Source organism: Microbacterium sp. CGR2, from assembly GCF_003626735.1.
Lineage (GTDB): Bacteria > Actinomycetota > Actinomycetes > Actinomycetales > Microbacteriaceae > Microbacterium.
Map to the genome: position 1 here is coordinate 1,398,349 of NZ_RBHX01000001.1, position 19,072 is coordinate 1,417,420.

At 68.9% G+C, this 19,072-nt stretch carries 19 protein-coding genes; 13 read left to right on the forward strand and 6 right to left on the reverse strand.

Going from position 1 to position 19,072, the window contains the following annotated elements; genetic code table 11:
• Both D7252_RS07065 and D7252_RS07070 read left to right on the forward strand, forming a co-directional pair.
• Positions 1 to 1,464: a GH1 family beta-glucosidase gene (locus D7252_RS07065; protein WP_183055210.1), complete on the forward strand. Its 1,464-nt coding sequence runs from the start codon at positions 1 to 3 to the stop codon at positions 1,462 to 1,464.
• 111 nt (positions 1,465 to 1,575) lie between these two features.
• Positions 1,576 to 2,571, forward strand: coding sequence for a LacI family DNA-binding transcriptional regulator (locus tag D7252_RS07070; protein WP_120774735.1), 996 nt, complete (start codon positions 1,576 to 1,578; stop codon positions 2,569 to 2,571).
• A 52-nt stretch (positions 2,572 to 2,623) separates the two neighbouring features.
• Here the strand turns inward: D7252_RS07070 and D7252_RS07075 are convergent, their stop codons facing one another.
• The gene (locus D7252_RS07075) at positions 2,624 to 3,280 is read right to left on the reverse strand and encodes a GntR family transcriptional regulator (RefSeq protein WP_120774736.1); all 657 of its coding nucleotides are present in this window, start codon (positions 3,278 to 3,280) and stop codon (positions 2,624 to 2,626) included.
• A gap of 170 nt (positions 3,281 to 3,450) precedes the next feature.
• On the opposite strand from D7252_RS07075, the gene D7252_RS07080 reads away from it, so the two are divergent.
• Genes D7252_RS07080 through D7252_RS07095 form a run of 4 tightly spaced genes read left to right on the forward strand, consistent with a single transcriptional unit; the run spans position 3,451 to position 8,844 of the window.
• The gene (locus D7252_RS07080) at positions 3,451 to 4,728 is read left to right on the forward strand and encodes an NRAMP family divalent metal transporter (RefSeq protein WP_120774737.1); all 1,278 of its coding nucleotides are present in this window, start codon (positions 3,451 to 3,453) and stop codon (positions 4,726 to 4,728) included.
• A 3-nt stretch (positions 4,729 to 4,731) separates the two neighbouring features.
• A complete protein-coding gene (locus tag D7252_RS07085; RefSeq protein WP_120774738.1) occupies positions 4,732 to 5,493 on the forward strand; it encodes a LamB/YcsF family protein in 762 nt (253 codons plus the stop codon).
• A 4-nt stretch (positions 5,494 to 5,497) separates the two neighbouring features.
• Complete coding sequence (locus D7252_RS07090; protein ID WP_120774739.1) at positions 5,498 to 7,135, forward strand: urea amidolyase family protein; 1,638 nt, start codon at positions 5,498 to 5,500, stop codon at positions 7,133 to 7,135.
• Complete coding sequence (locus D7252_RS07095) at positions 7,132 to 8,844, forward strand: biotin carboxylase N-terminal domain-containing protein (protein WP_120774740.1); 1,713 nt, start codon at positions 7,132 to 7,134, stop codon at positions 8,842 to 8,844. Before D7252_RS07090 ends, D7252_RS07095 begins: the two co-directional genes overlap by 4 nt.
• Before the next feature lie 9 nt (positions 8,845 to 8,853).
• Here D7252_RS07095 and D7252_RS07100 read toward each other — a convergent pair whose 3' ends face one another.
• Together D7252_RS07100 and D7252_RS07105 are read right to left on the reverse strand one after the other, a co-directional pair.
• A complete protein-coding gene (locus tag D7252_RS07100) occupies positions 8,854 to 10,194 on the reverse strand; it encodes a uracil-xanthine permease family protein (RefSeq protein WP_120774741.1) in 1,341 nt (446 codons plus the stop codon).
• 119 nt (positions 10,195 to 10,313) lie between these two features.
• Entirely contained in the window at positions 10,314 to 11,237 is a 924-nt protein-coding gene (locus D7252_RS07105; protein WP_183055211.1) for a phosphoribosylaminoimidazolesuccinocarboxamide synthase, read from the reverse strand.
• Between the two features lie 81 nt (positions 11,238 to 11,318).
• Between D7252_RS07105 and D7252_RS07110 the strand changes: the two genes are divergently transcribed.
• A complete protein-coding gene (locus tag D7252_RS07110; protein ID WP_120774742.1) occupies positions 11,319 to 12,851 on the forward strand; it encodes a DHA2 family efflux MFS transporter permease subunit in 1,533 nt (510 codons plus the stop codon).
• A gap of 71 nt (positions 12,852 to 12,922) precedes the next feature.
• Positions 12,923 to 13,453 carry a GNAT family N-acetyltransferase gene (locus tag D7252_RS07115; protein WP_120774743.1) on the forward strand — a complete coding sequence of 177 codons (531 nt, stop codon included), beginning with the start codon at positions 12,923 to 12,925 and terminating at the stop codon, positions 13,451 to 13,453.
• 98 nt (positions 13,454 to 13,551) lie between these two features.
• Here the strand turns inward: D7252_RS07115 and purD are convergent, their stop codons facing one another.
• Entirely contained in the window at positions 13,552 to 14,829 is a 1,278-nt protein-coding gene (purD, locus tag D7252_RS07120) for a phosphoribosylamine--glycine ligase (RefSeq protein WP_120774744.1), read from the reverse strand.
• Between the two features lie 67 nt (positions 14,830 to 14,896).
• Positions 14,897 to 15,577, reverse strand: a complete 681-nt coding sequence (locus D7252_RS07125) for a CoA pyrophosphatase (protein WP_120774745.1) — start codon at positions 15,575 to 15,577, stop codon at positions 14,897 to 14,899.
• Positions 15,578 to 15,662: 85 nt separating this feature from the next.
• Here D7252_RS07125 and D7252_RS07130 point away from each other — a divergent pair, with 85 nt between their 5' ends.
• Together D7252_RS07130 and D7252_RS07135 are read left to right on the forward strand one after the other, a co-directional pair.
• Positions 15,663 to 16,034 (forward strand): sterol carrier family protein, encoded by a 372-nt coding sequence (locus D7252_RS07130; RefSeq protein WP_120774746.1) that lies wholly within the window; start codon positions 15,663 to 15,665, stop codon positions 16,032 to 16,034.
• A gap of 66 nt (positions 16,035 to 16,100) precedes the next feature.
• A complete protein-coding gene (locus D7252_RS07135) occupies positions 16,101 to 16,412 on the forward strand; it encodes a potassium transporter Trk (protein WP_120774747.1) in 312 nt (103 codons plus the stop codon).
• A 3-nt stretch (positions 16,413 to 16,415) separates the two neighbouring features.
• On the opposite strand, the gene D7252_RS07140 is transcribed toward D7252_RS07135, so the two are convergent.
• Positions 16,416 to 17,021 (reverse strand): zinc-binding alcohol dehydrogenase, encoded by a 606-nt coding sequence (locus D7252_RS07140; RefSeq protein ID WP_120774748.1) that lies wholly within the window; start codon positions 17,019 to 17,021, stop codon positions 16,416 to 16,418.
• Positions 17,022 to 17,169: 148 nt separating this feature from the next.
• Between D7252_RS07140 and D7252_RS07145 the strand changes: the two genes are divergently transcribed.
• Genes D7252_RS07145 through D7252_RS07155 form a run of 3 tightly spaced genes read left to right on the forward strand, consistent with a single transcriptional unit; the run spans position 17,170 to position 18,958 of the window.
• Positions 17,170 to 17,973 carry a hypothetical protein gene (locus D7252_RS07145; protein ID WP_120774749.1) on the forward strand — a complete coding sequence of 268 codons (804 nt, stop codon included), beginning with the start codon at positions 17,170 to 17,172 and terminating at the stop codon, positions 17,971 to 17,973.
• Positions 17,970 to 18,386 carry a phage holin family protein gene (locus D7252_RS07150; RefSeq protein WP_120774750.1) on the forward strand — a complete coding sequence of 139 codons (417 nt, stop codon included), beginning with the start codon at positions 17,970 to 17,972 and terminating at the stop codon, positions 18,384 to 18,386. Before D7252_RS07145 ends, D7252_RS07150 begins: the two co-directional genes overlap by 4 nt.
• Complete coding sequence (locus tag D7252_RS07155) at positions 18,383 to 18,958, forward strand: DUF3618 domain-containing protein (protein ID WP_120774751.1); 576 nt, start codon at positions 18,383 to 18,385, stop codon at positions 18,956 to 18,958. The genes D7252_RS07150 and D7252_RS07155 overlap by 4 nt, the downstream gene beginning before the upstream one ends.
• The last annotated feature ends 114 nt before the right edge of the window (positions 18,959 to 19,072 follow it).

Genomic DNA, 19,072 nt, shown 5'->3' on the forward strand with positions numbered 1-19,072 from the left:
ATGACGCGCTCCTTCCCCTCGAACTTCCTCTTCGGCGCGGCGACCGCCGCCTATCAGATCGAGGGTGCCGCGTTCGAGGACGGCCGCACCGCCTCGATCTGGGACACCTTCGCGCGGGTTCCCGGCGCGGTCATCGGGGGCGACACCGGCGATGTCGCGTGCGACCACTATCACCGCTACGCGGATGACGTCGCGCTGATGACCGAGCTCGGCCTGCAGACGTACCGGTTCTCCACGTCCTGGTCGCGGGTGCGGCCCGACGGCGGGGCCGTGAACGCGGCCGGAGTCGACTTCTACGAGCGCCTCGTCGACCGGCTGCTCGGTGCCGGCATCCTGCCCTGGCTGACCCTGTATCACTGGGACATGCCGCAGGCGCTGCAGGATGCCGGGGGGTGGACAAACCGCGACACGGTCGACCGCTTCCTGGAGTACGCGGGCACCATGCACGACGCTCTCGGAGATCGGGTGAACGTGTGGACGACCCTGAACGAGCCGTGGTGCTCGTCGTTCCTGTCGTACACCGGCGGCGAGCACGCCCCCGGTCACACCAGCGTCGCGGAGGGCCTCCTCGCCTCCCACCACCTGCTGCTCGCGCACGGCGCGACGGTGCAGGAACTCCGCAGCCGTGATGCGTCGCTCAACCTCGGCATCACCCTGAACCACACGGTCGCCGACCCGGCCGATCCCGCGGACCCCGCCGACGTCGACGCCGCCCGCCGCGTCGACGGGCAGTTCAATCGCTGGTTCCTCGACCCGATCTACCGGGGTGCGTATCCGGCGGACATCGTCGAGGACATCCGGGCGGTGGATGCGGATGCCGTGGCCCTGTTCGAGGCCGCGATCCACGAGGGCGACCTCGCGACCATCTCGCAGCCGATCGACACCCAGGGCGTGAACTACTACCACGGCGACTTCCTGTCGGGAACGGCGCCCGCGCTCCGGCCCGCGTCCGGGGGCCCCGCGACCGAGCGGAAGGGACGCAGCCCGTACCCGTCGAGCGAGGGCATCCATTCGGTCGAGCGCGGACTCCCACGGACCGCGCAGAACTGGGAGGTGCAGCCGGAAGGATTGACCCGGGTGCTGCAGCGGGTGTGGACGGAGTACGCCGAGCCCGCCGGAACCGTGCTGTACATGACGGAGAACGGCGCCGCCTATGACGACGTCGCCGTGGTCGAAGACGGAGAGACGCGCGTGCACGACGTCGAGCGCACCGAGTTCCTCCGCCTGCATCTGGGGGCGGTGCTGGATGCCGCCGAATCCGGCGTCGACGTGCGCGGCTACTTCTACTGGTCGATGTTCGACAACTACGAGTGGGCATGGGGGTACGACAAGCGCTTCGGAATCGTGCGGGTCGACTACGACACTCAGGAGCGGAGTCTGAAGGACTCGGGCCGAGAGTACGCTCGCATCATCGCGACCCGCACTCTCACAGAGAAAGACGCTCTCGCCGTTCAAATCGCGTGAACGACCGCAGCTAACGTCGAAACCCGGACCGTCTGCGCGACTCGAAACGGCGGTGGCGCGCGAGTCCCCGCCGAACAGACAGAATGGGTCGATGGAAGAGAACGTCCGGTGATGTCGCCACGAGCGACCATCGAAGAGGTCGCATCCGCCGCCGGTGTCTCCCGGTCGACGGTGTCACGGGTGGTCAACGGCTCGACGGCGGTGAGCCCGGAGGCGCTGGCAGCCGTTCGCAAGGCGATCGATGATCTGAACTACGTTCCCAACCGGGCGGCCCGATCGCTCGCTTCGCGTCAGACGCACGCGATCGCGCTGATCGTTCCCGAAGACACCACGCGCTTCTTCGGTGACCCGTTCTTCGCCTCGATCGTGGCCGGCATCACGGGGGCATTGGGCGGCTCCGAATATCTGCTCAACCTGCTCATCGCCAGCGACGACCCGGGCGACAAGATGAACAGCTTCGTGCGCAACGGCGGCGTCGACGGCGCCCTCATCGTGTCGCACCACACCAGTGACGCCTTCATCGACCGGATCGCCGAGGCGGTGCCGGTCGTGTACGGCGGGCGCCCGGTGCGTCGGCGCGAGGGCGACTACGTCGTCGACGTCGACAACGTCACGGGCGGCCGCAACGCCACCCGCCGGCTCGTCGAGATCGGCCGGACGCGGGTGGCGACGATCTCCGGACCGCTGACCATGGTGTCGTCGGTCGATCGCGTCCAGGGTTTCCGCGACGCGTTGGCGGATGCCGGCCTCGCACCGTTCGCCGAAGAAGAGGGTGACTACAGCGAGAGCAGCGGAGCGGATGCCGCGCGACGCATCCTCGCGGCCGGTCGCCCGGACGGGATCTTCGTCGCGAGCGACCTCATGGCTCGCGGGGCGCTCACGGCGATCCGCGCGGCCGGACTGCGTGTTCCCGACGACGTCGCGCTGGTCGGCTTCGACGACTCCTCGGTCGCGGTGAGCACAGACCCGCAATTGACGACGATGCGTCAGCCGATGTACGCCCAGGGGGAGGCGATGGCGAGTGTGATGCTGTCGCGGCTCACCGGGGGCGACGCCCCGAACACGACGATTCTGCCGACGGAGCTCGTGGTGCGGGCGTCGGCGTAGCATCCGCTCGCATTTCGGCCGAAGTTCGACCTGGCCGCAGAAGGTCAGTCCGTCAGGCCGTGCCCATCCGGGAGAAGGCGCCGAGTACGGCGCGTTCGGACTGGACGAGGTATCGCTCGAGCTCGTCGGCTCCGGCATCCGGCCCGTGCTCGACGAAGGCCGTGAGCACCGCACGATTCCTGCGGACGAACGGCTCGTGCAGCGATCGCGGATCGTCGATGGTGAGGAATGCGAGCCGCAGCTCGGCGGCCACGTTGCGATAGGTGCGGGCGAGCCGGGGGCTGTCTGCGAGATCGACCAGAGCGACGTGGAACGCCATGTTGGCGCTGCCGACGCCGCGCCAGGCGCCGTCGTCACGTCCTGCGGCCCCCGAGCTGCTCGCCTCTGCGGCCTCGACCGCCGCGCGCATCCGCTGGACGGCGGGATGCTCCGGCTCGGACTGCCGCAGCGCGGCGCATTCGATGACGCGTCGCGCTCGGTAGATGTCGACGACGTCGGCGATCGAGGGGGAGGCCACCGAGACCCCGCGGTGCGGGATGTGCTCGACCAGGCCTTGTTCGGCAAGTACCCGGAACGCCTCGCGAAGGGTGTTGCGCGAGACGTCGAACTGCTCGGCGAGGGCCGCTTCCGACAGGCGTGAGCCCGGTGCGAAATCGCCGTCGATGATCCGCTGACGGAGCACGTCGGCGAGCATGCCCTGCTGATTCATGCCTTCATCGTAGGTGGCGGAGCAGGTGGATCGTCTACGGAAGCTCTCGATGAATCACACGACGGCAATCTCGTTGTAGCACGGCGGAAACATCATTGTTGAACAATACGAGTCAATCCGCTCTACACTGGGTGTCAATCGACACCCACCAACGACGATGGGAACACCCTATGTCCGAGCAGTCCACTGCCTCCCTGTCACCGGAGGACCACGCTCGCCTCGCCTCAGCCAAGAAGCGCGCCGGACGCGGCGCCGTCATCGGCGCGATCTTCCTCATGGCCACCAGTGCCATCGGTCCCGGCTTCATCACGCAGACGGCGACGTTCACCGCCACGATGGGCTCGGCATTCGCATTCGCCATCCTCGTGTCGATCCTGATCGACATCGCCGTGCAGCTGAACGTCTGGCGCATGATCACCTCGTCGGGCAAGCGCGCGGGTGAACTGGCCAACAGCGCCATCCCCTTCTCCGGCCACCTCATCGCCGTCCTGGTCGTGATCGGCGGGCTGGCTTTCAACATCGGCAACATCGCCGGCGGCGGTCTGGGGCTGAACGCGCTGCTCGGGATCGACGCCAAGATCGGCGGCATGCTCACCGCCGCCCTGGCGATCGTCATCTTCCTCCTGAAGAAGGCCGGCCCCGTCATGGACGTGGTGCTGGTCGTGCTCGGGATCGCGATGATCGTGATGACCGTCATCGTGGCCGTCATCGCGCAGCCGCCCATCGGCGAAGCACTGCGCCAGACATTCGTGCCTGACGAGCTGAACTTCGCCACCATCACCACCATCGTCGGCGGCACCGTGGGCGGCTACATCACCTACTCGGGTGCTCACCGCTACCTCGACTCCGGTCACACCGGCCCTGAGCATGCCGGACCCGTGATGCGCGCGGCGGCGAACGGCATCATCATCACCGGCATCATGCGCTACGTGCTGTTCCTCGCCATCCTGGGCGTCGTCGCGTCGGGTGTCGCGCTCGACCTCTCCAGCCAGGCTGCCAACCCCGCGGGGCAGGCTTTCGGCTCGGTGCTCGGCGACGCAGGGCTGCGCATCTTCGGTGCCATCTTCTGGGCAGCGGCGATCAGCTCCGTGATCGGTGCCGCCTACACCTCGGCGACCTTCCTCTCGACGTTCACCCGCAAGCTCGCCGGCGGATGGCCGCTGCAGCTGGCGACGGTCGCGTTCATCGTCGTGTCGCTGATCGTGTACCTCTCGATCGGAACGGCACCGGCAGCGATCCTCGTCTTCGTCGGTGGATTCAACGGCCTCATCCTTCCGATCGGGCTCACCGTGTTCATGTACATCGGCTGGTTCCGTCGCGACCTCCTCGGCACGGCGAAATACCCGATGTGGCTCCTCATCGCGGGGACCCTCGTGACCGCGCTCACCTGGTACATGGGTGCGGTGTCGATCGGACCGATCTTCGCCTTCCTCGGAATCGGAGGCTGAGCCGTGGCAACCATCGACCTCAACTCGGATCTCGGAGAGAACGTCCCCGACCGGATCGTCAGCGATGACGAGAGCATGCTCGCCATCGTCACCAGCGCCAATGTGTCCTGCGGGTTCCACGCCGGGAGTCCGGAGGGCATCCGATCCACCCTCGCCGCGGCCGTGCGTGGCGGGGTGGTGATCGGCGCCCACCCCGGGTACCGCGACTACGACAATTTCGGGCGCACCGCGATGGACATCGACTCGGCCACGTTGCAGGCTCACGTCGAGTATCAGCTCGGGGCACTCAGCGGTCTCGCCGCGGCCGTCGGCGGCACCGTCGCGTACGTCAAGCCGCACGGCGCGCTGTACAACACGATCGCGCGCGACGAACGACAGGCCGAGGCCGTCGTCGCCGCCGTCCGCGCGATCGACCCGAGTCTCGTCCTGCTCGGTCTCGCCGGGGGTGTCGTCCTCGAGGTCGCCGAACGTGCAGGACTCGCCGTCGCGGCCGAGGCGTTCGCCGACCGTGCTTATCTTCCCGACGGACAGCTGGTCCCGCGCACGCAGGAGGGGGCCGTGCTGCACGATGCCGAGGCGGTCGCCGAGCGCATGGTGCGCCTGGCCGACGAGGGTGTCATCCGGGCGATCGACGGCACGGACGTCGCTGTGCGCGCCCAGTCGATCTGCGTGCACGGCGACAGTCCAGGGTCGGTCGAGATGGCTGCAGCGACCCGGCGGATGCTCGAGGCGGCAGGAATCACCGTCGCCCCGTTCGCCCGGTGACCTGATGCGCATCCTCACGGCGTCGGATCGAGCGCTCCTCATCGAGGCGGCGGACCTCGACGAGGCGATGCGCCTGAACCTCGCCTGGGGTGGTGTCACGGGTGTCGTCGAGCTCATCCCCGGCGCCCGTACCGTGCTGGTGCGGTTCGACCCGCTCCAGATCTCCGCCGCGGACCTCGGGGCGGTGCTCGCCCAGACGCATGTCGACGCCGAGCATGCGCCCGTGGTGCGAGAAGTCACGATCCCGGTGCACTACGACGGGGAAGATCTGGATGAGGTGGCCGCGCTGCTCGGCGTCTCTGCGGAAGAGGTCGTCGCGCGGCACCTCGCGGCCGAGTGGCGGGTGGCGTTTTCCGGCTTCGCACCGGGGTTCGGGTACGCGGCATCTTCGGATCCCCTCTTCGACGTTCCGCGGAGGTCTTCGCCGCGCACGCGGGTTCCGGCGGGGTCGGTCGCCCTTGCCGGGAACTTCACGGGGGTCTACCCCCGGGAGAGCCCGGGTGGGTGGCAGCTGATCGGACGCACGGAGGCGGTGATGTGGGACATCGAACGCGACCCTCCCGCGCTGCTCTCTCCCGGCACCCTGGCTCGTTTCGAGCGCCTCGGCCCCGAGACCGTGTCAGCCGCGTCGGGTCGGGGTGCCGCGTCGGCCTCGTCGGCCGCATCGGAAAGTGCCGATGACTCCGCGGCTCCGCCGCATGCCATGCCCCCAAGCGCTGCGGCTCAAGGGGATGGGCTGGGTTTCGACGCGCCGCGCCGGATCGAGGTCGTCCGCTCGTCGCTTCAACTGCTGGTGCAGGACCTCGGGCGACCGGGTCATGCGGCCCTCGGCGTCTCGGCATCCGGTGTCGCCGACCGCACGGCGATGCGCGATGCGAACCGAGCGGTCGGCAACGATGCCCACACGGCGGTTCTCGAGAGCGTCGGGGGGATGCTGTTGCGGTTCCAGGGGGCCGAAGTCGCCACGGTGACCGGGGCGACCGGAGCGCTCACGCTCACCGATCGCGACGGAGCCAGTCGTGTTGTCCCGCATGGTGCGCCGTTCGCGCTCGCCGATGGCGACGAACTGCTGTTCGGGCACCCCGAACGGGGCCTGCGCTACGTCGTCGCCGTGCGCGGCGGCATCCGTGCACTGTCGGCTCTGGGCAGCGTCTCCACAGACACGCTCGCCGGACTCGGACCGGCACCGCTGGCCGCCGGCGACGTCGTCGAGCTCGGCGACCCCCGCACCGCCCCGCATTCGGTGGCACCGCTCTCGATCCCCCGAGCCTTGCCGGGACCGGGCGAGACCGTCGAACTCGAGATCACCCTCGGCCCACGCGACGACTGGTTCACCGCGTCGGCGCTGGAGACTCTCACCCGTCAGGTCTGGGAGGTCACGCCGCGCTCCGACCGTGTCGGCATCCGGCTGGCAGGGGAGATTCCGCTGGAGCGCGCTGTCACGGGGGAACTGCCGAGTGAGGGCGCGATCACCGGCGCGATCCAGGTCCCGCCCGACGGCCAGCCGGTGCTGTTCCTGCCGGATCACCCGCTCACCGGCGGGTACCCGATCATCGCCGCCGTCACCGATCGAAGCCTGGACATCGCCGGGCAGCTGGCACCGGGAGTGCGCATCCGCCTCGTTGTGAAGGAGACCCCATGAAGAAGGTGCTGATCGCCAATCGCGGCGAGATCGCTGTGCGCATCATCCGAGCCTGCGCGGAGGCGGGGTATATGTCGATCGCGGTATATGCGGATCAGGATGCCGACGCTCTGCACGTGCGGCTGGCCGACGAGGCCACCGGCCTGGGCGGCACGACGTCCGCGGACACCTACCTCTCGGTCGAGGCCCTGCTCGACGCCGCGAAGCGGATGAAGGCGGACGCCGTCCACCCCGGCTATGGATTCCTCTCCGAAAGCGCGGAGTTCGCCCGCGCCGTGGAGGACGCCGGCCTCGTCTGGATCGGACCGGCACCGGCGAGCATCGAGGCGCTCGGCGACAAGATGACCGCACGGCGGATCGCTCTGCGCGTGGGAGCGCCGCTGGCCCCCGGCACCGATGAGCCGCTCGCCGGTCCTGCGGAAGCGGTGGACTTCGCCGAGCAGCACGGCCTGCCCATCGCCATCAAGGCCGCGTTCGGTGGGGGTGGGCGAGGTCTGAAGGTCGTCCGTGAACTGTCCGACGTCGCTGCCGCGTTCGACGCGGCGACGCGTGAGGCGATCGCTGCGTTCGGTCGCGGCGAGTGCTTCGTGGAGCGATTTCTCGAAAGCCCGCGGCACATCGAGGTGCAGGTGCTGGGTGACGGCCGAGGAGGCGTCGTCGTCGTGGGCGACCGGGACTGCTCGATGCAGCGCCGCAACCAGAAGCTCATCGAAGAGGCACCGGCACCGGGGCTCTCCGCCGATCAGCGGTCACAGATCCACTCCGCGGCACAGGCGATCTGTGCCGAGGTGCAGTACCGCGGAGCGGGCACCGTCGAGTTCCTCCTCGCCGCCGACGGCACGATCTCGTTCCTCGAGGTGAACACCCGGTTGCAGGTCGAGCATCCGGTCACCGAGCAGGTCACCGGGGTCGACCTGGTTCGAGAGCAGTTCCGGATCGCTTTCGGCGAGGGGATGTCGTTGTCGCAGACGCCCGAGCCACGGGGGCACGCCTTCGAGTTCCGCATCAACGCCGAGGATCCAGGACGCGGATTCCTGCCCAGTCCCGGGCGAGTGGACATCCTGCGTGTACCGGGCGGTCCGGGCGTGCGCTGGGACAGCGGCATCGAGGCAGGTGACGAGGTGCAGCCCGCGTTCGACTCGATGATCGCCAAGCTCATCGTGCACGCGGACACGCGTGACGCCGCTCTCGTGCGATCGCGTCGGGCGCTCCGCGAACTGGTGGTGGAGGGGCCGGCGACAGTCGTCCCCTTCGCCCGGCTCGCGCTCGAGGAGGAGGCATTCGCCACACGGGCTTTCGCCGTCCACACGCAGTGGATCGAGAGCACGCTCCTCCCGCGCTTGGAGCCTCAACTCCGCCCCAGCCCCTCGACGGAGGCGGCGCTGCAGCGGTTCCCCGTCGAGATCGACGGCCGTCGGGTGATGCTCGGTCTCCCGGCCGCGCTGCTCGCGGGCTTCGCGCAGGGTGCGACTGACCTGGCACCCGCCGTCGGGTCCGACCCGGGAGAGCTTCGCGCGCCTGCGCCGGGCACGCTGGTGCGCTGGCTCGTCTCCGAAGGGGCTGACGTCGTTGTCGGCGATTCCGTCGCCGTGCTCGACGCCATGAAGATGGAGACGACCGTCACCGCCCATCGCGCCGGCGCCGTGTCTCCGCGCGTCGAGGTCGGCTCGTCGGTCGCGGCCGACGGCGTGCTCGCCGTCATCGCCTGAGCAGCGGCGTTACCTCGGGTCGCCGCCGAGCGGTCCGACCGCGGGGATCGGCCCGCCGTCGTCGGCGCCGCTCTTGCGCCAGCGGGCGATCGCGTTGCCCAGGTGGTAGATCAGCAGTGCTGCCACAGTGCCGAGGACGATGGCCCCGAGCTGGAAACTCCCCCAGCTCATCGCGAAGCCGGCGATGGCGACGACGAACGACACCGCCACGGTGTACTGGTTCACCGGGCGCGAGAAGTCGACGCGGTTGTCGACCCAGATCTTGATGCCGATGACGCCGATCAGACCGTACAGAGCAGTGGTCACGCCGCCGAGCACCCCGGCGGGAATCGTGTTGAAGATCACGCCGATCTTGGGGGAGAAGGCGAGCAGGATCGCCACGGTGCCGGCGATCCAGTAGGCCGCGGTCGAATACACGCGCGTCGCGGCCATCACTCCGATGTTCTCGCCGTAGGTGGTCGTGCCCGATCCGCCGAATCCGCCGGCCAGGGTCGTCGCGAGCCCGTCGGCGACCAGCGCACGACCCGTGTGCTTGTTCATCGTCGGGTCTTCCGTCATCGTCGCGACTCCGCGCACGTGTCCGACGTTCTCGGCGATCAGCACGAGCACGACGGGGAGGAACATCGGCACGAGCCCCCAGGCGACCGGGTCGCCGACGGCCACGAGGTGGAAGTCGGGGAGACCGATCCAGGCGGCTTCGGCGACACCGTCGAATGTCACCTGCCCCGTGAAGAGGGCGACGATGTAGCCGACGATGACGCCGAGGAAGATCGAGATGCGGCCGAGGAATCCGCGGAACAGCACGCTGAACAGCACCACCGCGATGAGGGTCACCGTGGCGAGCTCCGGCTGCAGCTTGAAGTTGTTCCACGCGGCCGGCGCCAGGTTGAAGCCGATCAGAGCGACGATCGAACCCGCCACCACCGGCGGCATGAGCTTGTCGATCCAGCCCGTGCCGACGGCCTGCACCAGGAAGCCGATCGCGGCGAGGAGGACTCCGGCGGCGACGACACCGAGGAGCGCCTGTGTGATCTGTTCGCCGGACTCGAGCGCGTTGCCCCCGTTGAGTGCGGTGATCGGTGCGATGAAAGCGAAGGAGGAGCCGAGGTAGCTGGGCAGCTTGTTCCGGGTGAGCAGGAGGAAGAGCAGCGTGCCCAAGCCGGAGAAGAGGAGGGTCGTCGACACCGGGAACCCGGTCAGGATCGGCACCAGGAAGGTCGCACCGAACATGGCGACGACGTGCTGCACGCCGATCGCGATCGTGGCCGGCCAGTTCAGTCGTTCATCGGGACGGACGACGGCGCCGGGTTCGACCGTGCGGCCGTTTCCGTGCAGCTTCCACAGGGCCATGCGGGCTCCTCAGGTTCGGGGGATGTCGGGAGTGCTGGAGCAACACTACCGATTCCTGAGTGTTCCCTGGGCGCGCAGCATCCGACGCGCAGGTCAGGAGGGCAGCGGGCCGCGCATGCTCACGCCCCGAGTCGGTCGATCAGTTCCCGATAGCGGGCGGCGGTGCGCTCGACGACGTCGTCCGACAGCGCGGGCGCGTCTCCCTGCTTGTCCCAGTTCGCGGCCAGCCAGTCGCGCACGATCTGCTTGTCGAAGCTCGCCATCCGCTCTTCGGGAGTGGTGCCGCTCCGCCACGTCTCGGCATCCCAGTACCGTGATGAGTCGCTGGTGAGCACCTCGTCGGCCAGCCGCAGGGTGCCGTCGGCATCCGTCCCGAACTCGAACTTGGTGTCGGCGAGGATGAGGCCCTTCTCTTCGGCGATCGCGGCCGCGCGGGTGTAGAGCGCCAGCGAGGTGTCGCGCAGTTCCGCGGCGCGCTCTGCGCCGACCAGTTCGACGGTCTTCTCGAAGGTGATGTTCTCGTCGTGCTCGCCCATCGGGGCCTTGTATGCGGGGGTGAACAGCGGCTCGGGCAGCCGGTCGCCGTTGTGCAGACCGCCCGGAAGCGGGATGCCGCACACTGTGCCGCTCTGCTGATACTCCGCCCATCCGGAGCCGGTGATGTAGCCGCGCACGACGCACTCGATGGGCAGCATCCGGAGCGACTGTGCGAGCATGGCGCGATCGGCGACGGCATCCGGGATATCGCCTTCGGCGAGGTGATTGGGCACGTCGGAGAGCTGTGCGAACCACCAGCGGCTGAGCCGGGTGAGCAGGGCGCCCTTGGCGGGGATGCCGGGGGAGAGCACGGAATCGAAGGCGCTCACTCGATCGGATGCCACGACCAGGATGCGCGTGTCTTCGGCGTCTTCCGAGGCGTACAGGTCTCGGACCTTGCCGGAGTAGATGTGCCGCCAGCCGGGGATGCTCTGTGCCGTGCCTGAAGGAGTGCTCACGTGCCCATTATCGCGGGTGCCTGAACGATCGAATCCGCCGGCCGACATCGAGGCGTGCCCGGCGCTCGCTTTTGGTGCTCCGTGCAGGTTGGGCGTATAGTCCAGCGTCGCCAGAAAGGCAGCTGCTCGATGACAGAATCACGCCAGTCCGCAGGCCCGTCCACGGGCACCTTCGCCGTGGGCGACCGCCCCCAGAGCCCGTGGCCCGCACTCTGGGCCCTCGTCATCGGCTTCTTCATGATCCTCGTCGACACGACGATCGTCTCGGTCGCGAATCCCGCCATCAAGGTGGCCCTCGATCCCGACACGAACAACCTCGACAACGTGGTGTGGGTGACCAGCGCATACCTCCTCGCCTACGCGGTGCCGCTGTTGATCACCGGGCGTCTCGGTGACCGCTTCGGCCCGAAGAACATCTATCTCATCGGTCTGGCGATCTTCACCCTCGCGTCGCTGTGGTGCGGACTCTCGTCGAGTTTGGAAGGACTCATCGCCGCTCGCGCGGTGCAGGGGCTGGGCGCCGCGTTCATGACGCCGCAGACGATGGCCGTCATCACGCGCACGTTCCCGCCCGATCGGCGGGGCGCTGCGATGGGGCTGTGGGGCGCGACCGCCGGTGTCGCGACTCTCGTCGGCCCTCTCGTCGGCGGCCTGCTCGTCGACAGCCTCGGCTGGGAGTGGATCTTCTTCGTCAACCTCCCCGTCGGCATCGTGGCGTTCGTGCTGGCCTGGATGCTCGTCCCGAAGCTCGCCACGCACCCGCACCGATTCGACGTCCTCGGGGTCATTCTGAGCGCGGTGGCACTGTTCCTGATCGTCTTCGGCCTACAGGAGGGCGAGAAGTTCGACTGGGGCGTGATCTGGGGACCCATCTCCGTCTGGGGCCTCATCGTCACCGGACTGGTGGTGCTCGCGATCTTCGTCGTGCAGCAGGCACGCACCCGCAGCGAGCCCCTGGTCCCGCTCGATCTGTTCCGCGACCGCAACTTCTCCGGTGCCAACGTCGCCATCGCCGCGGTGGGTTTCACGGTCACGAGCATGTCGCTGCCGCTGATGTTCTTCCTGCAGACAGCCCGATCGCTCACCCCCACCGAGGCGGCGCTGCTGTTGATTCCGATGGCCGTCCTCTCGGGGGTTCTCGCGCCTGTCGCGGGCAGACTGCTCGATCGGGTCGACCCGCGCATCATCCTCATCCCCGGGCTGCTCTGCGTCGGTGGCGCGCTCGTCTGGTACTCCGTGCTCATCGGCATGGACACCCCGATCTGGATGTTCCTGCTGCCCTCGGCGCTGATGGGAATCGGCAACGCGGGCATGTGGGGCCCTCTCGCCACCACGGCCACCCGCAAACTCCCGCCGCATCAGGCGGGTGCCGGAGCGGGCATCTACAACACCACCAGAACCATCGGATCGGTCATCGGCTCCGCGTCGATCGCCGCGTTCATGCAGTCGCGCCTCGAAGCGAACATCCCGGGTCTGGATGAGGCACCCTCCGGTATCAGCGGCGGCACGTTGCCCCCGCAGGTGGCGGACGGATTCGCCGCGGGAATGTCACAGGCGATCCTGCTTCCCGCCTGCGCGATGGTCGTGGCACTCGTCGCCGCCCTGTTCCTGGGGTGGTACGACAAAGCGGATGGCGTTCCCGACGCGACTCGAGCCGATTGACCAATTGCGACCTCGGAGCGGGTGCTGCCCACGGTTTTGCGTGCGCGGCATCCGCATGATCTCATCGGGTGATGACGATCGACCTCATCCGACCCACCACCGATCTTTTCGACAGCTGGGCGGAGGCCGTCGCCGAGTTCGGTGATCTGCACATTGACGGATCGGGTCTCCAGGCGCCGGTCACTCCGGATCGCGCGACGCTCGACGCGCTGATCGAGAAGGCGACGCTGTTCGCCGACACCACGGTCGCGCCGCCCGAGGGCCTCGTGCACAACGACCTGTACTGGATCGTCGTCGACGACGAAGTCATCGGTTTCCTCTCGTTTCGGCACACGCTGAACGACTGGCTGCGCGAAGCCGGCGGGCACATCGGCTACGCAGTGCGCTCGTCGCATCGGCGTCAGGGGTACGCCACGGCGGCGCTCGCTCTCGGCCTCGAGCGCGCCAGGGAGATCGGTCTCGATCGTGTGTTCGTCACCTGCGACGACGACAACGTCGCCTCGGCCCGCACGATCGAGAAGGCTGGCGGCGTGCTGCAGGACGTGAGCGACCAGTCGGAGCGCGGCCACGCGATGCTGCGCCGGTACTGGATCGAGCTGTAACGAGGGAGCGCACGAATTTCTGCGGGCAACCCCACGAATTGCGGCCTCGGCGACCCGGAGCATCCGGAGACGGTGGGCCCTTCCGAAGAAGTGTGCGGCTACTCGGCGACGCGGGCTGCGATGTCCGTGCGGTAGTGCGAGCCCTCGAGCCGGATGAGCCCGATCGCCTCGTACGCGCGGTCGCGGGCGGTGCGGAAGTCGGATGCCACGGCGACGACGTTCAGCACCCGGCCGCCGGTCGCGATCAGTGATCCACCCGGAGCGTCAGCGCTTGCCGTGGCGGCGTGCACGAGTCGGACGCCCTCCACGGCGGCGGCCTCCGCCAGCCCGTCGATCGGCCGCCCGGTCTGGGGAGCCTCGGGGTATCCCTCACTGGCGAGCACGACCGTGAGGGCGACCTCGTCGCTGAAGGTCGGCGCGGGCTGGTCTTCGAGAGTTCCGGATGCTGCGGCGAACAGAAGTTCGGACAGCGGGGTCACCAATCGGGGCAGCACGACCTGGGTCTCCGGATCGCCGAAGCGGGCGTTGAATTCGATCACGCGGATGCCCGTGGGGGTCAGGATGAGCCCGGCATAGAGCAGCCCGATGAACGGGGTGCCCTCGGCGTCGAGCTGGCGGATCACCGGGACGGCGACGTCGCGCGTGACCTCGTCGACGAAAGCCTGCTCGCTCCCGAACTGCTCGGTGAGCCACGGCAAGGGGGAGTATGCGCCCATGCCGCCGGTGTTGGGGCCGGCGTCGCCGTCGAGTGCGCGCTTGAAATCCTGCGCGGGGCTGAGCGCGCGCACGGTGTCGCCGTCGCTCAGGAAGAACAGCGAGACCTCGGGGCCGGACAGGAACTCTTCGACGAGCACCGGTCCCGACGGGAGATAGTGCTCGGCGTGCGCCAGAGCCTCAGCCCGGTCGGAGGTGACGATGACGCCCTTGCCCGCGGCGAGGCCATCGGCCTTGACGACATACGGGGCACCGAGGTCGTCGAAAGCGGCTTCCACGTCGGCGACGGTCGTGGCGCGCACCGCGCGACCGGTCGGCACGCCCGCGGCGTCCATGACCCGCTTGGCGAACGACTTCGAGCCCTCCAGCTGCGCGGCGGCCCTGCCCGGCCCGAACACCGGGATCCCGCGCTCGCGCAGTCCGTCGGCGACACCGGCGACCAGCGGGGCTTCCGGGCCGATCACGACGAGGTTGATCGCGTGCTCGTTGGCGAACGCGGTCACCGCCGCCGGGTCGAGCGCGTCGACGCGGACCGGGGTCGCGTGCCGCGCGATGCCGGCGTTGCCCGGGGCGACGAGGATCTCGTGCTCCGTCTGCTCGGCGCGCAGGGCGAGGATGATCGCGTGCTCACGGGCACCGGAACCGAGGACCAGAATCTTCACCCGTCCAGCCTACCGAGGCGGCGTCCGGGATTTCGGGGCGCGTGTCCGCCCGAGCTTCCGGGGTGGGTCAGAGCTCGATCGGGCGCTCGACCTCGGCATCCCAGGGCACGGTCCAGCCGGCGGCGTCGAAGAGCGCGTCGAGCACCATCGCCGTGAAACCCCAGACGATCGTGCCGTCGACATCGAACGCCGGCCCGCGGAAAGTCTGGCCCAGGCGGTGGAGTGTGGACGTGAAGCGCGTCTGCGGATCGAGCAGCTGTGCCACCGGCACACGGAACACCTCGACCGTCTCCGCGTGATCGACGGCGACGACGCTCGACGGCGAGCGCCACCACGCAAGCACGGGCGTGACCAGATGGTTGCTCGCGGCGAGTGGGATCTTCGGCAGCGTGGCCAGGATCTCGACGCCGGCCGGGTCGAGGCCGGTCTCCTCTTCGGCCTCGCGGAGAGCCGTCGCGACGGCATCCGCATCGCTGGGCTCGGTGCGCCCGCCGGGGAAGGAGACCTGCCCGGGGTGCGAGGAGAGGGTCGGAGCTCTCCGCTGTAGCAGCACGTCGAGGTCGGCGGCGACCGTCAGCCCATCGGAATCGGTCGGGATGCTGTCGAGACGGCCGAACAGGATCAGAACGGCAGCGGAATGGGTGATGCCGGCGATCGGCGGGAGCGACGGCATCCACCCTGCGTCACGCTGCGCGGCAGCGAGCAGTTCGGCGCGTGCGCCCTGCAGGGTGTCGGGATCGAGACTCATCAGCTCGAGCTTATGCCTGCGGAATGGGGCCGGGGCGGTGCGGTTTCCACGGATTCGTGCGCGCGGCGAGGCGTAGCCTGATTCCATGCCCTCCCGCAGAATCGACATCATCGACGGACGTGCGGCTCTCGACGCCGTGCGAGCCGCGGATGCCGCAGCCACCCCGCCGCAGCGCACGGACCTCGCCACGACCGTGCGGTATCTGCTGCAGCTCCTCGACGAGAAGGCCCCGGGAAACAGCGTCGAGGTGCGGGTGCCGCCGTTCGGTGCGGTGCAGGTCATCCAGGGACCCCGCCACACCCGCGGTACGCCTCCGAACGTCGTCGAGATGGATGCCGCGACCTGGATCGCCGTCGCCACCGGCGAAGAGGCATGGGCGGATGCGGCGGCGGCCGGGCGCATTCACGCCTCCGGCACCCGCGCAGACCTCTACGGCGTGCTGCCACTTCGGCCGTAACAGGCTGCGAACTCACCCTCGCGAAAGCCGGGGCGCGGGCACACGGATCGGTGGGACAATGGATGCATGGCCCCCACCGACACTCACCAGACCGTCGAGGCGACGATGCGTCGCGTGCCGCGGTACGGCGTGCTCATGGGCATCGGCGTCGTGCTGGGCATCATCGCCGCCGCGATCCTGACCTGGACCGGCAGCTTCGATGAGTCGCAGGCCCTCGACGTCGTCTACCCGCCCGAGCAGGTCTTCGGATTCCTGCTGCTGTGGACGGTGCCGATCGGCATCGCACTCGGTGGTGTGACGGGCATCGTTCTCGAGAGGCTCGCCCGGCGCCATGATCGTGTCGTCCAGGTCGACCGGGAGACGGTCGTCGAAGACTGACCCCTACGCCAGTTCGGCGATGACCGGGCGGATCGCGGCGTCGAACGCCACGACATCGCGGCGCAGGCCGTCGGTCACAGCCACGGTGAGTGCACCGATCCACCAGATGCCGCGTTGCGTGAACGGCAGCACCTGCACGTTCAACTCGAAGGAATGCGCTCGTCGTCCGATGTCCCGCTCGAACTCGGCGATGGCGCTCGCGTAGGCGCGGTAGGCGTCACCGCCGGTGTGGCTCTTCATCGAGTTCACGTAACGGTCATGCGCAGCGCGCGCGTAGCGCAGGACGGATTCACCGTGCGGGGCGACCGCCGCGGTGAGTTCCTCGGCGCCGCTGGCGGGCAGCGCCACCAGCGTGTCGAAGCCGTCGACGAGCTCGAGAGGTCCGTCCGCGGGGTGCGCGCGCGGCTCCACCGTCATGTCCCAGTAGCTTCGCCACTGCGCCTCGATCGCGGGCGTCGCGTCTGCGGCATCCGGCGCTCGCACGGCGAGTTCTCGCAGGCTCGGCAGGTCTTCGGGTTCCCGGATGCCCAACGTCTGGCGCAGCGCGAGCGCGACGAGCACCGGAACGCTCGCGTCTTCACGGATGAGCCACTGCGGCTTGTCGGCCATGGCCCCATCGTATGCGGGCGGAGGGTGGCTGCGCGCGAGAACGGTAGCCCCGTCGCGCCATATCGTCAACCCTCGCGACATCTGTCGGCAACGGCGGGAATCTGGGCTCCAGGCCGGTTTCCGCCGGCAGCACCGGAAGGGAATAACGATGTCGCAGAGCTATGGAGAAGGGGCACCCGGCGTCGAGCACGCCGGAAGCCAGTCGTCCGGGACGATCGAGACGGCCAAGCAGGATGCTGCGGAACTGAAGGACTCCGTCACCCAGCACGCGGGTGACGTGGTCGGGACCGCCAAGTCGGAGGCCGGCGCCGTCGCCCATGAGGCGAAGAACCAGGCGAAGGATCTCTACGCCCAGACCACATCCGAACTGAAGGAGCAGGCGGCGGTGCAGCAGCGCCGGGTCGCTGAAGGGCTCCGCGCGGTCGGAGGGGAACTCGGCACGATGGCGGACAACTCCGAGGAAGGTGGAGTCGGGGCGGACCTCGTCCGCCAGGTCTCGCAGAAGGTCGAAGGTGTCGCCGGCTGGATCGGCGACCGCGACCCCGGCGCCCTGCTGTCGGAGGTCAAGTCGTACGCTCGAGCGAAGCCGGGCACGTTCATCGCCGTCGCCGCTCTGGCGGGACTGGTCGCGGGACGCCTGACGCGCGCCCTGTCCGAGGGGGCGAAGGAAGCCCACGATGCTTCGTCCACCGAAGCATCCGGAACGGGTGTCGGAGCGACGAGCGTCCCCGCCGTCACCACGCCGGCACCGCCGGCCCCGCCGGTCGTGCCCCCCACCGCGAACGAGTGGACGGCGCCGCCGCCGCCCGCACCCCCGGTCGTTCCCGCTGCGCCCGACGGCATCAGCGGGCAGCAGGCCGGCACCGCCACGTCACCGGCTGACGGCGACACCCCCGTCTTCGACCAGACGGGCGGCGCGAACCGCACTCCGTTCGGAGATGAGCGACCATGACCGATGCCACGACACCGTCCGAGCACAAAGCGGAGACGACGTCGCTCGGCGACCTGCTGGGCGAGGTGACTTCGGACCTCTCGACGCTGATGCGTCAGGAGTTGGAGCTCGCCAAGGCGGAACTGAAGCAGTCGGCCATGAAGGCGGGCCGCGGAGCCGGGATGCTCGGTGGAGCGGGATACGCCGCCATGATGGCGATCTTCTTCCTCTCCGTCGCGCTGTGGTGGGCCATCGGGTACCTGACCGGTCTCGGTTGGTCGGCGGTCATCGTGGCCGTCATCTGGGGCATCATCGCCCTGGTTCTGTTCCTGAACGGCCGCAAGCAGTTGAAGAGCGTCGACGGGGCGCCGCGCACAGTGGACACCCTCAAGCGCATCCCTGATGCAGTGAAGAGAAACGAGGAGAACAAATGAGCGATTCACCGGAGGCCATCCGCGCCGACATCGAGCGGACCCGCGCAGAATTCAGCAGCGATGTCGACGCTCTCGCTGACAAGGTCACGCCGTCCAAGGTCATGCACAGGCAGACCGCGAAGATGAAGGGCGCCGCCCGCTCGGTCGTCGACCGCGTCATGGGCGCGGCCGATGACGCGGGTGACCGGATCGGCGAGGCAGGTTCGTCCGTCGCATCCGCCGTGAGCGGCACCGGCCGCAGCGCGACGGCGAAGGCGCAGGGCAATCCTCTCGCAGTGGGCGTCATGGCGTTCGCCGCGGGCCTCGTGGTCGCTGCGCTGATCCCCTCGTCCGACAAGGAGAAGGAGCTCGCCTCCGATCTGAAGGACAAGGCGCAGCCGTTGATCGACGAAGCGACCGAGGTCGCCAAGACGGTCGGCGAGGATCTGAAGCAGCCCGCGCAGGATGCGGTCGCAGCCGTCAAGGACGAGGCGACGGATGCCGCCGCTCACGTCAAGGACGAAGCCACCAATGCCGCCCAGGCTGTCTCGGGTGACGCGCAGCAGGCTCGGGACCACCTCAGCGGGAGCTAGGTCGCCACACCGAACGGAGGGGTACAGCGAGGCGCACTCGCTGTACCCCTCTTCTGCATCCGTGAGGTGCGCGCGCAGATCCGGAGAGTTGCTCTCCTTCCGGGCGGTAGGCTG